Raw genomic sequence first — 13,446 nt, forward strand, 5'->3', positions numbered from 1 at the left:
GCGGTGTGTACTACGAGGCATAGTCTTTTATAAGCCGTTTGCGCAGACTGTGCTAAGCCTCAAAACAAACAGCCCGATCGTTTATCGGGCTGTTTGTTTTTGAATATCCGTTCTGGATTAAATCCAAGGATGGCGCGGTGGATTCACCTTGTTCAAGCTGTAATTGCCGACGGCATGGTATTTCCAGCGTACCGGATCGTGCAGGGTATGGGTACGTGCATTGCGCCAATGGCGGTCGAGGTTATATTCGCCCAAGGTAGAACGGGTCCCGGCCAGTTCAAACAGTTTGCTGCCCGCCAACAAGGCGGTTTCGGTACTCAGCACTTTGGCTTCAGCCACTGCAATTGAGGCTTCGGCCACAGTGTCTTCATTTGGGTTACGCTGCGCTTCGTCTATGTATTCACCCGCGCGTGCCAGTAAAGCCTCGGTGGCGTGCAGGCGAATCTGCAAGTCACCGATGTCTTTGATGGTATGTGGATCTTCGTAGCCGTGTTCGAGGTCGGTATCTATCCATGGCCGGGTGTAGTTGCGTACAAAGTGCAGGGTGTCTTTAAACGCCGCGCGGGCGATGCCGGTATCCACCGCTGCCTGGATAATCTGCGCAATCGGCCCCATGGTGGTCGGCCGGTCAAAGGCCAGATGGTGCGGCAACACATATTCGCTGGGCACAAAAATATTTTCCAGGATGGTCGTGCCGCTGGCGGTGGTGCGTTGGCCAAAGCTGGACCAGTCATCAATAATGGTCAGGCCCTCGGCACCAGCGGGGACAAACGCCACCACGGTGTTGTCGTGCTCATCCTTGGCCACCACTGGCACCCAGTCCGCCAGCAAGGCGCCAGACGAATAGAATTTTTTGCCGTTTAAAAAGTAGCCGCTATTGGTGGGCGTGAGCTTGGTTTTCACGTCATTGACGCTCTTGGTGCCAATTTCGGAGAACGCATTGCCAAAGCGCACCCCTTGCAGCACCAACTCAAAAAAGTATTTCTTCTGAAAGTCTGAGCCATCCAGGCGCAAGCCTTCCACCATATATAAGTGATTCTGCGGAATCTGGCCGACACTTGGGTCGGCTTCGGCCACGGTGGCAATCACCTCTGCCAGGGTTTTGTTGGAAACAAAGGCGCCGCCATATTCTTTGGGCACGGTAATGCCCCACAAGCCACTGCTAGAAAACAAGTCGAGTTCTTGTCGTGGCAGACGGCGTTCCTGGTCGCGCAGGGAGGCTTCTTTAGCGATTTCGCTGGCCACCTGTTTGGCGACGGTCAAGGCTTCTGCGTCACTTTTAATCACATGCGCGGGTTGCCGCGGCAGGTTTACAGGCAAATGCGCAATTTTATTTGCTTGTGCAGTCATAGTCAGTCCTTATTCAAAAAGAGATCAATAAAGGCATGGCGAGCAGGCACCATGCGTCTGCAGTCACTGTTGCATTTAGTGTGCCAATCAATAAAGCATTGAATTTAAAAGAAAATGTAAAAATCCATCTCTGCTGCCGCCTCTATAGAAACAGTTTGCTGCTGAATGACTGCTTTAAAAGCAGCAGCCACTGGAGGGTGGGGTGGGAGCGAACTGCAGCGTGATCGCGCAAAACTGCTGATTTAGCAGCAGTTGATCAGCAACTAGCGCTGGAATCCAACACCTATTAAAAGAGATTTTTTACATAAGTAATTGAAATATAAACATATTATGCTCTGGCATGGATGGTGCTAATACTCTAGCAAGCGAGTCGTTTGCGAGTTTTCGTGCAAACGACATTAGTCACCGATATTTCAGGAGTCATGATGAGCCGTCCTTTAAAAGTCACTGCCGTCTCCGGCAGCTATAAATTACCTTCTAGAACCGCTGCGCTGGTGCAGGCGATCACGCAAAAGTTGGGGCAGCAAATCCCGATTGATCTGCACGTGGTGGAGTTAAGCGAAATCGCCGGCAGCCTGGTCGCTTCCTACGATCCCAAAGCTTTGCCAATCAACGTACAGCAAGATATCCAGGCGATTGAAACCGCCGATTTACTGGTGGTGGCTACGCCTGTGTATCGCGCCTCTTATGGAGGGTTGTTCAAGCATTTGTTTGATCTGGTCAATCTCGAAGCATTGATTGATGTGCCCGTGCTGCTGGCAGCAACCGGCGGCACTGAGCGTCATGCCTTGATCATTGATCATGAGCTGCGCCCATTATTCAGCTTCTTCCAGGCAGTCACGTTGCCGATCGGTGTATATGCCGTTGAAGCGGATTTTGAAAATTATCAAATCAAGAGTGAGGCGGTGAAAGCGCGCATTGATCTAGCGGTAGAGCGTGCCCTGCCTTTGCTCAAACATCGCGAGCTTTTGAGCCAGGAAAAGTTATTAGCCATTTAAATTCAGTGATTTTTGGAGAGATTAAAGATGAGTACAGAAAACATTAAATTTGCCTATTGGGTGCCTAACGTCAGTGGTGGCCTGGTGGTCAGTAACATTGAGCAGCGCACCAGTTGGGATATCGATTACAACCGCAAGCTGGCACAAATTGCCGAAAAAGCCGGATTTGAATATGCATTGAGCCAAATCCGTTTTACAGCGGGGTATGGGGCCGAGTTTCAGCATGAGTCGGTATCTTTTTCGCATGCCTTGCTGGCGGCGACCACCAAACTCAAAGTGATTGCCGCCATTTTGCCTGGCCCCTGGAATCCTGTGTTGGCCGCCAAACAATTGGCGACGATTGATATTCTCACCCAGGGACGGATTGCGGTGAATATTGTCTCCGGCTGGTTCCGCGGGGAGTTTACGGCGATTGGCGAGCATTGGCTGGATCATGACGAGCGCTACCGCCGTTCGCGCGAATTCATTGATGCGCTCAAAGGGATCTGGACCCAGGATAACTTTACTTACAGAGGCGATTTTTACCGCTTTAGTAACTACTCACTCAAACCTAAACCTTTGCAGCAGCCACATCCAGAAATTTTCCAGGGCGGCAGTTCACGTGCTGCGCGCGATAATGCGGCCGCGGTCTCAGACTGGTACTTCACCAACGGTAACACCGTGGAAGGGATCAAGGCCCAAGTGGACGATATTCGCGCCAAGGCCGCGGCCAATAAGCATCACGTCAAGATTGGCGTTAATGCTTTTGTGATTGCCCGCGATACCGAAGAAGAAGCAAAAGCGGTATTGAAGGAAATTATTGATAAAGCCAACCCTGAAGCGGTGAATGCCTTTGGCCATGAAGTGAAAAATGCGGGCGCTGCCAGCCCAGAACGTGAAGGTAACTGGGCGAAGTCGAGCTTTGAAGACCTGGTGCAGTATAACGATGGCTTTAAAACCAATTTGATAGGCACACCCCAGCAAATTGCCGAGCGTATTGTCGCTTTGAAGGCCGTTGGGGTTGATCTGGTATTGGCGGGCTTTTTGCACTTTCAGGAAGAGGTCGCTTATTTTGGTGAAAAAGTGCTGCCATTGGTGCGTGAGCTGGAAGCTAAAACCTTGGCCAAAGCGGCTTAACTGAAACGGCAGGGAACAGGCAATGGCAGAGACTTTACCCCACTTGCTGACGTTGCAAGCCGTGGAGCGGCCGCATCGTGTTGCAATCAGGCATAAACAGCTGGGCCTCTGGCAGCAGGCCTCTTGGCTCGCGGTGCAAGAGGACGTCACAAAGGCCGCGCAGTATTTGCAGCAACAAGGTTTTCGCCAGGGCGACACTTTATTTTTGTTGAGTGATCCGCGGCCCGAGGCCTTGTTGTTGTCACTGGCTGCCCATTGGCTGGGCGGCGTGGCGGCGCCGCTGGACCCGGCTTTTGCGCAACCGCAGTTACTGGATTTATTGCATACCTTGCGGCCGCAATTTGTGTTTGCCGAAGCACAGGCACAGGTGGATCAAGTATTGGCTGCCAAGCCGGATAGCGCCGTGGTGATTTATGCCGATGCGCGCGGCTTGGCCGGATATCAACATCCTGCGCTCGTTAGCTATGCACAGGTGGTGGCGACGCCAGAAATTCAAGTCATTACACCTGCGGTAACAGCCGATGAAATTGCCTTCCGCTTTTACCGTTTGAGTACCGACTATGCGCTGGAATACAGTGAGGTGAGCCATGCCGAACTACTCAGAAATGGCCGTCAACTGGTCACTCAGGAGGCACTGACAGCACATGAAGAGGCCTTGGCCGCTCGCGCATTTGCTGCCAGCGGACATGCCAAATACCTGCTTTCGCCGTGGCTATTGGCGGGCTTTACCCTCAATTTTCCAGAGAATCTGGCGACACGTGACACCGACAGGCGTGAGCTGGGCCCTACGCTGGTGGCAGGCACGGCGACGACTTACCAGCGCCTGTATGCCCTCACCCAATCCCGCTGGCCCTTGCCTGGCAGCTGGCAGCATCGGGTTGTGGCCTGGGCCTTGCGTGTAGCCAAAACCCGGCTGCCGCTGATCGCTGCCTTTGCGCGCTGGCTGGTCATCTTGCCCTTGCAGGATGTGCTGGGTCTGCGGCGCACTCGTGTGCCCTTGCTGGTGGGCGAAGCCTTGTCACCCGAGGCGACACAGTTTTTTGCTGACATTGGCATCCACGTGCGGGCCTGGCCGGAAGCCACTGCCTGGCAAACCAGCCAGTTGCAAGTCATTCCGCATCAGTCACATGAGGCCCATGCCTTTTGGGGATTCTCCAAATGGAAGGCTGCGATATGAGTTCTACCCAAGCTGCACCTAAACCATTGCTGGCCTTAGACGGTATTTCGTTGTCTTTTAAGGGCGTGAAAGCCATCACCAATATCAGTTTTGCCGTGAATGAGGGCGAAATTTGTGCCTTGATTGGGCCGAATGGCGCGGGCAAAAGCTCATTACTCAATGTGATTAATGGCGTTTATAAACCCGATGAAGGCAGCATCCGCTACCAGGATGCGGTACGCAGTGCCATGCATCCGCAATGGGCCGCCAGACGCGGTGTGGCACGCACATTTCAGAATATTGCCCTGTTTAAAGGCATGTCGGTGCTCGACAACGTGCTGACCGGTACCAACCTCAAGGTCAAAAGCAGTTGGCTGGAGCAGGTATTTAATGTGGGCCGCGCGCCTGCGGATGCCTTGTCACAACGGCAGAAAGCAGAGCGTGTGATTGCCTTTCTCAAGTTGCAACCCTGGCGTAACAGCATTGTGGGCAGTTTGCCCTATGGCTTGCAAAAGCGCGTTGAGCTTGCCCGTGCACTGGCTGCCGAGCCTCAACTGCTGTTGCTGGATGAACCGATGGCGGGCATGAACGCCGATGAAAAGGCGGAGATGAGCCGGTTTATCCGTGAAACCAACCGCGAGTTTGGCACCACAATTGTGCTGATTGAGCATGATATCGGCGTGGTGATGACGCTGTCAGACCATGTGGTGGTGCTGGATTATGGCAAGAAGATCGGCGATGGCACGCCGGATGAAGTGCGCGTCAACCCGGAAGTGATTGCCGCCTACCTGGGCACCAAACACTGAGGCAATACAAGGATCAATTGAGATGAGTTTTTTTCTGGAAGTCCTGACTGGTGGCTTGCTGGCGGGTGTCATGTATTCGCTGGTCGCCATCGGCTTTGTGCTGATCTATAAGGCCTCTGGCGTGTTTAATTTTGCCCAGGGGTCTATGGTGCTGTTTGCGGCATTGACCTTTGTCAGCCTGGTCGAACGCGGCGTACCTTTCTGGGGCGCCTTTGTGCTGACCTTGCTGACCATGGCGGTGCTGGCCTGGCTGATTGAATGGCTGGTGTTACGGCCGCTGGTGAACCGGTCGCCAATTACCTTGTTCATGGCGACCCTGGGCCTGAGCTATATCGTTGAGGGGCTGGCGCAAGCCGTGTGGGGCGCACAAGTGCATGCGCTGGAGATTGGCATCAACGACGAGCCGTATGAGGTGTTCGGTATTTTGCTGTCGCAATTTGATTTGTTCGCGGCGGCCATTGCGGGCGGCCTGGTCACACTGCTTGGTGTCCTCTTCAATAAAACCCGCATTGGCATTGCCTTGCGCGCTGTGGCAGATGACCAACTGGCGGCCTTGGCGGTGGGCATCCATCTGCAACGCTTGTGGCTGATTGTATGGGCGGTGGCTGGCTTTGTGGGACTGGTTGCCGGCATGTTGTGGGGTGCACGCGTCGGCGTGCAGTTCTCGTTGTCACTGATTGTACTCAAAGCCTTGCCGGTGCTGATTATTGGCGGATTTACCTCGATTGAAGGTGCGATTGTTGGCGGCTTGATCGTTGGCGCCAGTGAAAAACTGGCCGAGGTCTTCATCGGCCCGCTGATAGGCGGTGGCATTGAAAACTGGTTCCCTTATGTGTTGGCGATGTTGTTTCTGCTGGTCCGGCCCTATGGGTTATTTGGCGACAAAGCGATTGAACGTGTTTAGAAAATAGAGAGCAGGCAGGCGTAGCATGTGGTATCAAGAAACAGGACAATTTATTACCGAGTATAGGCTGGATAAACGGTTTTTCCGCCTCAAGCAGGAGCGTTGGGCGTTTGCGGCCTTACTGGCATTCGCCTTTCTGGTGGTCCCCGCCATTGGCAACGATTACTGGTTTAGCGCGATCCTCATCCCGGTGCTGGTGCTGTCGCTGGCCGGGTTGGGCTTGAATTTACTCACTGGCTATGCGGGCCAGCTCTCCTTGGGCTCTGCGGCCTTTATGGCGGTAGGTGCGTTTGCCACCTACAACTTTCACCTGCGGCTAGAGGGCTTGCCATTGCTTGCCAGCCTGATTTTGGGTGGGTTGACGGCAGGCGGCGTCGGTCTGGTGTTCGGGTTGCCGAGTTTGCGCATCAAGGGCTTTTACCTGATTGTGGCGACGTTGGCGGCACAGTTTTTTGTGCAATGGGTGTTCACCACATTCTCCTGGTTTTCCAATAACTCTTCTTCTGGTGTTATTACGGCGCCACCTTTGCAGATATTAGGGACCGATTTGAGTACACCGGCAGGGCGTTACCTGCTCACCCTGACGGTCGTCGTGGCGCTGGGGTGGCTGGCAAAAACCATCGTCAGTGGCGAACTCGGACGCAAGTGGATGGCGGTACGCGACATGGATACCGCTGCCGCTGTGATCGGGATCTCGGTGCCAAAAACCAAATTACTGGCCTTTGCCATCAGCTCGTTTTACCTGGGGATTGCCGGTGCGCTGTGGGCATTCACTTACCTGGGCACCGTTGAACCACATGGCTTTGATTTGTCACGCTCCTTCCAGATTCTGTTCATTATTATCATCGGCGGCATGGGTAGTATCCTCGGCAACTTTCTGGGCGCGGCTTTTATTGTGCTGTTCCCCATTCTGCTTTCCAACCTGACCACCAGCCTGTTGGCCGGAGCGATTGATCCTGGCCAGCTGGAGAATTTTCAGAAAATGATTTTTGGCGCCTTGATCATCTTTTTCCTGATCAAAGAGCCCAACGGTTTGGCCAAGGTCTGGCAAACCGCCAAACAACGGCTGCGGGTCTGGCCGCTACGTTTCTAGGCCGTTCCTGACGAATTGATTGAAGGAGACTTCCATGTGTTAAACAGCCTCACACGGTCTTTTATATAACCAAGAGCGATTAAGAGAGATTTCTATATTTTTATAAGGAGTATTTAAGTGAACTTTTTAAGCAAACATCGCTGGCTGTGGCTGGCATTGGGCTTGGGGGTTGCCAGCTTGTCTACGCAAGTGCAAGCCGCCAATGAGCAGTATTTCCCGCTGCAGAGTTACCGGATTGGCCCTTATGCGGCAGGCGGTTCCGGCTTTTTTGGTGGGTTTATCGACTATTTGCAATACATCAATGCCAAAGAGGGTGGCGTCAATGGCGTCAAGCTGACCTGGAGTGAGTGCGAAACCGAATACGTCGTGGAAAAAGGCGTGGAGTGCTACGAGCGCCTGAAAAAAGGCCTGAACGGCGCGCCTGCTGCAGCGACCAATCCGCTGTCCGTGGGCATTGCCTACGCGACCCTGGAGCGCTCGACAACAGACAAATTGCCGCTGATCACGATTAACCACGGCCGCACCGATTCGACCGATGGCAGCGTGTTCCCTTATGCCTTCCCCTTGCAGTTGAACCCGTACAGCGAAGTGTCTGCGATTGTGAACTATATCGCCCAGCAATCTGGCGGACTGGACAAGCTCAAAGGCAAAAAAATTGTCACCTTGTATCACGGTTCGCCTTACGGCAAGGAAACCAGCCCGATTCTGGAACTGCTGGCTAAGAAATACGGCTTTGAACTGACCTTGCTCGAAGTGCCGCATCCTGGCAACGAGCAACAGTCACAATGGCTGACAATACGCCGCATCAAGCCGGACTGGGTGATTTTGCGTGGCTGGGGTGTGATGAACCCGGTGGCCTTAAAAACCGCGCAAAAAACCGGTTTTCCGGCCGACCATATCATCGGCAATATCTGGAGCAACTCTGAAGATGATGCGGCGCCTGCAGGCAACGCCGCCAAGGGTTTTATCTCAATCACGACACATCCTTCCGGCACCAGCTTCCCGGTATTGCAAGGCATAGACAAATATGTGATCAAGGCCGGTAAAGGCAATCTGCAAGATCCTAAACGTTTTGGCAATGTGTATTACAACCTGGGCGTGGTCAATGGCATCCTCAACGTGGAAGCCGTGCGTGTGGCGCAAGCCAAATTCGGCAAACGCCCATTGACCGGCGAAGAAGTACGCTGGGGCTTTGAGAACCTCAAACTGGATGATGCGCGTCTGAAAGAATTGGGCGCATTGGGCCTGGTGCAACCACTCAAACTGAGTTGCGCTGACCATGAGGGCGGCGGCGCCGTGCGCTTCCAGCAGTGGGATGGCAGCAAATGGAAAGTGATTTCTGACTGGGTGCAGGCAGACCGCCAGTTGTTGCGTCCGATTATTGAAAAATCTTCCCATGAGTATGCCAAGGAAAAAGGCATCACGCCACGCGATTGCAGTAAAGAGGTTGTTGCTGCCAACTAAGTATTGACGGTATCACGATGATCGCGGCACACCGCAGGGCGGTGTGCCGTTGCAGTTTGCTGCCGTGGGCAAGGCCTGTCCCTTGCCGACGACAGTCAATTGAGGAGTCAAACATGACACAAGCACAGTTAAATACGATCCCAGTGCAAGCGCTCACTGCGGTTGAGCCCTTGTTGCAGCTGGACAATGTTGAGGTGATCTATGAAAAAGTCATTTTTGCCATCAAGCATATTTCTTTAGAGGTTAAACCACAGTCTATTGTGGCTTTGCTCGGTGCGAATGGCGCGGGCAAAAGTACCATCCTGAAAGCGATTTCTGGCCTGGCCCCGGCACAACGCGGTGAGATTGTACAAGGCCGGATTGTCTATGGCGGCAAAGACGTGACCAAGGCCACGCCGGGCCAACTGGTGGCACAGGGCTTGGTACAGGTGCTTGAAGGTCGGCATTGCTTTGGCCATTTAACGGTTGAGGAAAATTTGCTGACCGGGGCCTTTATTCGCAGACCGTCCAGTAAAGCGCTGGCGCAAGATCTGGAAAAGGTTTACGCCTTTTTCCCACGCCTGAAGTTATTGCGTAAAAACTATGCCGGGTATACCTCCGGGGGCGAGCAGCAAATGGTAGCGATCGGCCGTGCGTTGATGGCGAATCCCCAACTGATTCTGCTCGACGAGCCTTCCATGGGGCTGGCGCCGCAAATTGTGGAAGAGATTTTTGAAATCGTGCACCAGTTACAGCAAACGCAAGGCTTGAGCTTTTTGCTGGCGGAGCAGAACGCCACGGTGGCCTTGCGTTACGCCAACCATGCTTATGTACTTGAAAGTGGCCATATCACGCAAGAGGGCGATGCACAGACCATTGCCAATAGCCAGGCATTGAGTGATTCTTATCTGGGTAGCCGTTAAGTTAAAATGGCGGCTAATAAAAAAACGGCCATCATGGCCGTTTTTTATTGCAGGATACTTTTAGAAAAAGTGTGCCACATGGAAAATGGCTTTAATGCCGTCAATATCCGGTAGCGTATTGCGGTTTTCCCTGAAGTAAAACACATCAATCCGCTTGTTGCTGTCACCGTCAATTAAATACCCTACACCAATGTCTACGCGCTTGCGGTCCAAGCCGGTGGTGTCATTGTTAAATTCTTGGTAAATCACTTTGGGCTGGAATTTGCCTATGCCCACTTTTTCGGCAAAGGTATAGCTGCCATTGACAAAAAAGCCTTTGGCTTCTGGCAAGACGGTATCGCCGGTATTGTCATTGTCATAGTTGTAATAGGAGGCTTCTGCCCCCAGCACGGCGCCATCACTCAATGGTTTTTCCAGGCGTGCATCCAGGTTCCAGTATTTGGAATCGCCTTTATTCAGGATCGTCCCTGCGCCATCTTTTTGATAACGGTAAGAGCCGCCCACAGACAAAATCGATTTCTTGCCATCATAGCTGGCCAGGTTATAAAAGCCTGGCTCGGTATCCCAGAAGTTATATTGCAGACGGGTGGCATAAGATAAATTGTCGGCCTGATTGGAGCCGCCCTGACGGCCATTAGTGGCTGAAACGTAGTATTTGAAGGCCTCGCTCTTGTCTGTGCCGAAAAGGACAGCACCATTATCCCGACCTGCAAACTGGTAAGAACCTAGCTCGGCAATCGGGAAGTCAAACGTGGTGGAATACATCGGTGCAGCGGCAGACGCGCGGCTAGCGGGGGGCAAGAACCGACCCGCCCAAACATGCACGTAGTTGTTAAACTCTAGCCCCAGATGGCCATCCAGCAACTCTATTTTGTCGTCGGCCGAATTGCGCGCAAAGTTGAATTCAAAGGAGACGTTCTCATGCAACTTACCGTTGGTATACAAACGGGCTTCTTCGACCTCAAAGTCATTCGAGCGGTCTTTGCCATTCGGCGCGGCATCTTTAATCGAGCTAAAGCTGACGCGAGAGGCAATGCCGATATTGATAAATTGGTTTTCGTTGCGTTGCAGCGTGGCCTCGGCAAAAGCTTGTGTACTCAGCAGGGCCAAGCTGGTGTAGAGAGAAATTTGTCGTAGTTTAGGATTAATGGTTTGTATATTCATGTGTTCACTCTGTGATAATCAGTTATCAATAAATGGAGATCAGGCAACCGGATGACGATGAAATGGTTGCTTTCCAGAGTGAGCTTTTGCAGAATCTGTGCCATAAAATTATTTGATAAAAATCAATGGCTTATATTTAATTTGGCTGGGCGTGCTTGCTGGCGATGGCGCAAGCTGCTTTTCGCCTGTCTTTTAATCAGCAAAGGGCGAACGCAGCATGTGATTGGGTGGAATGACGTACGATGACAAAACACGCGCGGCATGCGCAGAAGCGGGTGCGATACCCAATGGACTCGGCAAACAGGGGACATGACCACCGTAAACAGTGGCCATGGATAGATGAGAATCAGTGTTTATTTGGACGTATCGGCGGTCTTGCAACCTTTCAGGTGCAAGTGGTCACTGTCATCCAGCGTGGTTTGGTCGCCATTCAGGCGCAAATCCATGGTGCCATAATGGTAGTGTTGCTTATCGTCGGCATCACGTAACAGTCCCACCTCATGGTCAGGCAGCATGACCCATGCTTCATCGCCAGTGGCAGAGAGTTTGAGGCCAAACGACTGATAATTTTCGCATTGGTAATGCAGGGCTTCTTTGCCATAGCGCGGGACTTCCTTGGTCCCTTTGTCAAACACGCTTGGCAGTTCAACGCTTTTGCAGCCAAACAATAGACTACTGGCGCCAACCAATAGGATGAAGGAGTAGATGTTTTTCATGATTTAAATCTGGGCTCTATTTTAAGGGAATCGACGATGCACGCTATTGTGCCAGCCATGCTTGGCAGACTCAATCGTTTTGGCGCTTGGGTTGGTAGGCTGCCCGTTGCAGCCGGTCTCGCACGGCGTCCCAGGCCGCGGTGTTAGGCGGCGATTCTATTAAGATCACGTCAGCATGTGCGGCATCCAATATGTGCAGCGCCGCATAGAGCTGTTCGGCAGCTTGTGCAGGGCTGGCTTGCAAATGTGTATCTTTGGACGTGACCGCCGCCCCGGCGCCAAACAACAAGGCGACAGCATGAGGATGCTGCTGTGCATAGTCTGTCATCGCTTGCCTGGAAGAAAACAGCAGGCAGGGTGTTCGTGGCGAATAATGCAACAAATGCTGCCCGGGGGCCTTGGGAATCTGCGCCGATGCATCTACAGACGCCGGCGTGCCTGCGACGGCTGCAATCGCCGCCTCATCTATCATGCCAGGTCTGAGCAAGCGCCAGCCATCTTCATGCACGCTGACAATGGTCGACTCTATGCCTATCTGGCAAGCGCCACCATCCAGTACCGGAATGTCTGCCCCCAGTCCTGCTTCCACATGGTCTGCCGTGGTGGGGCTCAGTTGCGTATACTTATTCGCTGAAGGGGCTGCCAGGCCCAGGCCACTTTCGTTGAGCAGCGCCAGCGCCACGGGGTGTGCCGGCACGCGTAAAGCCACCGTTGGCTCGCCAGCCCTCACCGCCGCTGAGACCTCCACGCGCGCAGGCAATACCAATGTCAGCGGACCCGGCCAGAAGGCCGCGGCCAGCCTTTGTGCCAATGGCGGAAAGCTGCTGGCCCAGTCGGCCACTTGTTCTGTGCGTCCAATATGGACGATCAATGGGTTATTGGCAGGTCGCTGTTTGGTGGCGTAGATGTTGGCAACAGCTAAGTCATTGCGTGCATCTGCCGCCAGCCCATAGACGGTCTCGGTCGGGATGGCGACCACCTCGCCCCGTTGCAATCGTTCTATCGCCTCTGCCTGGTTGATCCGCATTGCGCACTCTATATATATAAATCATCAAAAAATGTATTTTACTCTGTAAAACCCTGACGGCTAAAGCGGGCTTGCTATAAAATGCCCGCTTTGATTCAAGGAGCGACACATGCAAATTCAAGTTCAGCACAATCCTGCCGAAACACAACTAAAGGACTTGGGTGTGTCCAAGTGGCCTACATGGAAAAAAGAAGTATCAACCTTTGATTGGATTTTTCACGAACAAGAGCAGGCTTATATACTAGAAGGTCAATGTGTAGTGACGCCTGTGGGTGGCGCACCGGTCAGCTTTGGTAAAGGAGACTTCGTGGTCTTTCCTGCCGGCCTCAAGGTGAGTTGGGAAGTCAAACAACCTTTGCACAAGCATTATCAGCTGGATGGCAATGTCTTGACGCAAACCTGGTTGCGCATTAAGGCCGCTTTCAAGAAATAATCATCAATTTGTAACAAAATTGTAAGAATGGCAAATAAGGGTTGACCGCAACGCTTATCGCTGTAAAATGCGCGGCTCTCTTCAACGAAACGGTTGTTTAGTTGGGTGAGAAGAAATAAAAAGCGCAGTATGTTTGAGCGTTAAGTTGGCAGCGGAATAAAAGTTGTTGACGAAGTAAATAAGCTCTGTATAATGCGCACCTCGTTACGAAATAACGGTAGCGAAACCAGCGAAAAGCTGACTGTTCTTTAAAAATTAGGATGACTGATAAGTGTGGGTGTTTGTAGTTGGGTGTGAACGCATTTGATGCGTAAAAC

13 protein-coding genes are annotated in these 13,446 nt (G+C 52.6%); 9 read left to right on the forward strand and 4 right to left on the reverse strand.

Annotated elements, in window-relative coordinates; genetic code table 11:
• Positions 1 to 117: 117 nt before the first annotated feature.
• A complete protein-coding gene (locus ACT53C_RS04165; protein WP_476144912.1) occupies positions 118 to 1,350 on the reverse strand; it encodes an SfnB family sulfur acquisition oxidoreductase in 1,233 nt (410 codons plus the stop codon).
• 386 nt (positions 1,351 to 1,736) lie between these two features.
• Between ACT53C_RS04165 and msuE the strand changes: the two genes are divergently transcribed.
• From msuE to ACT53C_RS04205, 8 genes are all read left to right on the forward strand, one after another.
• Entirely contained in the window at positions 1,737 to 2,348 is a 612-nt protein-coding gene (gene msuE, locus ACT53C_RS04170) for an FMN reductase (protein WP_476144913.1), read from the forward strand.
• A 27-nt stretch (positions 2,349 to 2,375) separates the two neighbouring features.
• Complete coding sequence (sfnG, locus tag ACT53C_RS04175; RefSeq protein ID WP_476144914.1) at positions 2,376 to 3,464, forward strand: dimethylsulfone monooxygenase SfnG; 1,089 nt, start codon at positions 2,376 to 2,378, stop codon at positions 3,462 to 3,464.
• A gap of 22 nt (positions 3,465 to 3,486) precedes the next feature.
• Positions 3,487 to 4,641 carry an AMP-binding protein gene (locus tag ACT53C_RS04180; protein WP_476144916.1) on the forward strand — a complete coding sequence of 385 codons (1,155 nt, stop codon included), beginning with the start codon at positions 3,487 to 3,489 and terminating at the stop codon, positions 4,639 to 4,641.
• Positions 4,638 to 5,426 (forward strand): ABC transporter ATP-binding protein, encoded by a 789-nt coding sequence (locus tag ACT53C_RS04185; protein ID WP_476144917.1) that lies wholly within the window; start codon positions 4,638 to 4,640, stop codon positions 5,424 to 5,426. The genes ACT53C_RS04180 and ACT53C_RS04185 overlap by 4 nt, the downstream gene beginning before the upstream one ends.
• Positions 5,427 to 5,448: 22 nt before the next feature.
• Positions 5,449 to 6,330 (forward strand): branched-chain amino acid ABC transporter permease, encoded by an 882-nt coding sequence (locus ACT53C_RS04190; RefSeq protein WP_476144918.1) that lies wholly within the window; start codon positions 5,449 to 5,451, stop codon positions 6,328 to 6,330.
• A 25-nt stretch (positions 6,331 to 6,355) separates the two neighbouring features.
• The gene (locus ACT53C_RS04195) at positions 6,356 to 7,423 is read left to right on the forward strand and encodes a branched-chain amino acid ABC transporter permease (protein ID WP_476144919.1); all 1,068 of its coding nucleotides are present in this window, start codon (positions 6,356 to 6,358) and stop codon (positions 7,421 to 7,423) included.
• Positions 7,424 to 7,540: 117 nt separating this feature from the next.
• Positions 7,541 to 8,887: an ABC transporter substrate-binding protein gene (locus ACT53C_RS04200; protein WP_379073784.1), complete on the forward strand. Its 1,347-nt coding sequence runs from the start codon at positions 7,541 to 7,543 to the stop codon at positions 8,885 to 8,887.
• A gap of 113 nt (positions 8,888 to 9,000) precedes the next feature.
• Positions 9,001 to 9,789 (forward strand): ABC transporter ATP-binding protein, encoded by a 789-nt coding sequence (locus tag ACT53C_RS04205; RefSeq protein WP_476144920.1) that lies wholly within the window; start codon positions 9,001 to 9,003, stop codon positions 9,787 to 9,789.
• Positions 9,790 to 9,849: 60 nt separating this feature from the next.
• Here the strand turns inward: ACT53C_RS04205 and ACT53C_RS04210 are convergent, their stop codons facing one another.
• From ACT53C_RS04210 to ACT53C_RS04220, 3 genes are all read right to left on the reverse strand, one after another.
• Positions 9,850 to 10,953, reverse strand: coding sequence for a porin (locus tag ACT53C_RS04210; RefSeq protein WP_476144921.1), 1,104 nt, complete (start codon positions 10,951 to 10,953; stop codon positions 9,850 to 9,852).
• Between the two features lie 353 nt (positions 10,954 to 11,306).
• Entirely contained in the window at positions 11,307 to 11,669 is a 363-nt protein-coding gene (locus ACT53C_RS04215; RefSeq protein ID WP_275357237.1) for a hypothetical protein, read from the reverse strand.
• A 70-nt stretch (positions 11,670 to 11,739) separates the two neighbouring features.
• A complete protein-coding gene (locus tag ACT53C_RS04220; protein ID WP_476144922.1) occupies positions 11,740 to 12,696 on the reverse strand; it encodes an L-threonylcarbamoyladenylate synthase in 957 nt (318 codons plus the stop codon).
• Between the two features lie 109 nt (positions 12,697 to 12,805).
• Between ACT53C_RS04220 and ACT53C_RS04225 the strand changes: the two genes are divergently transcribed.
• The gene (locus ACT53C_RS04225; protein ID WP_194749532.1) at positions 12,806 to 13,129 is read left to right on the forward strand and encodes a cupin domain-containing protein; all 324 of its coding nucleotides are present in this window, start codon (positions 12,806 to 12,808) and stop codon (positions 13,127 to 13,129) included.
• Positions 13,130 to 13,446 lie beyond the last annotated feature (317 nt).

This window comes from Methylophilus sp. DMC14, from assembly GCF_056314085.1.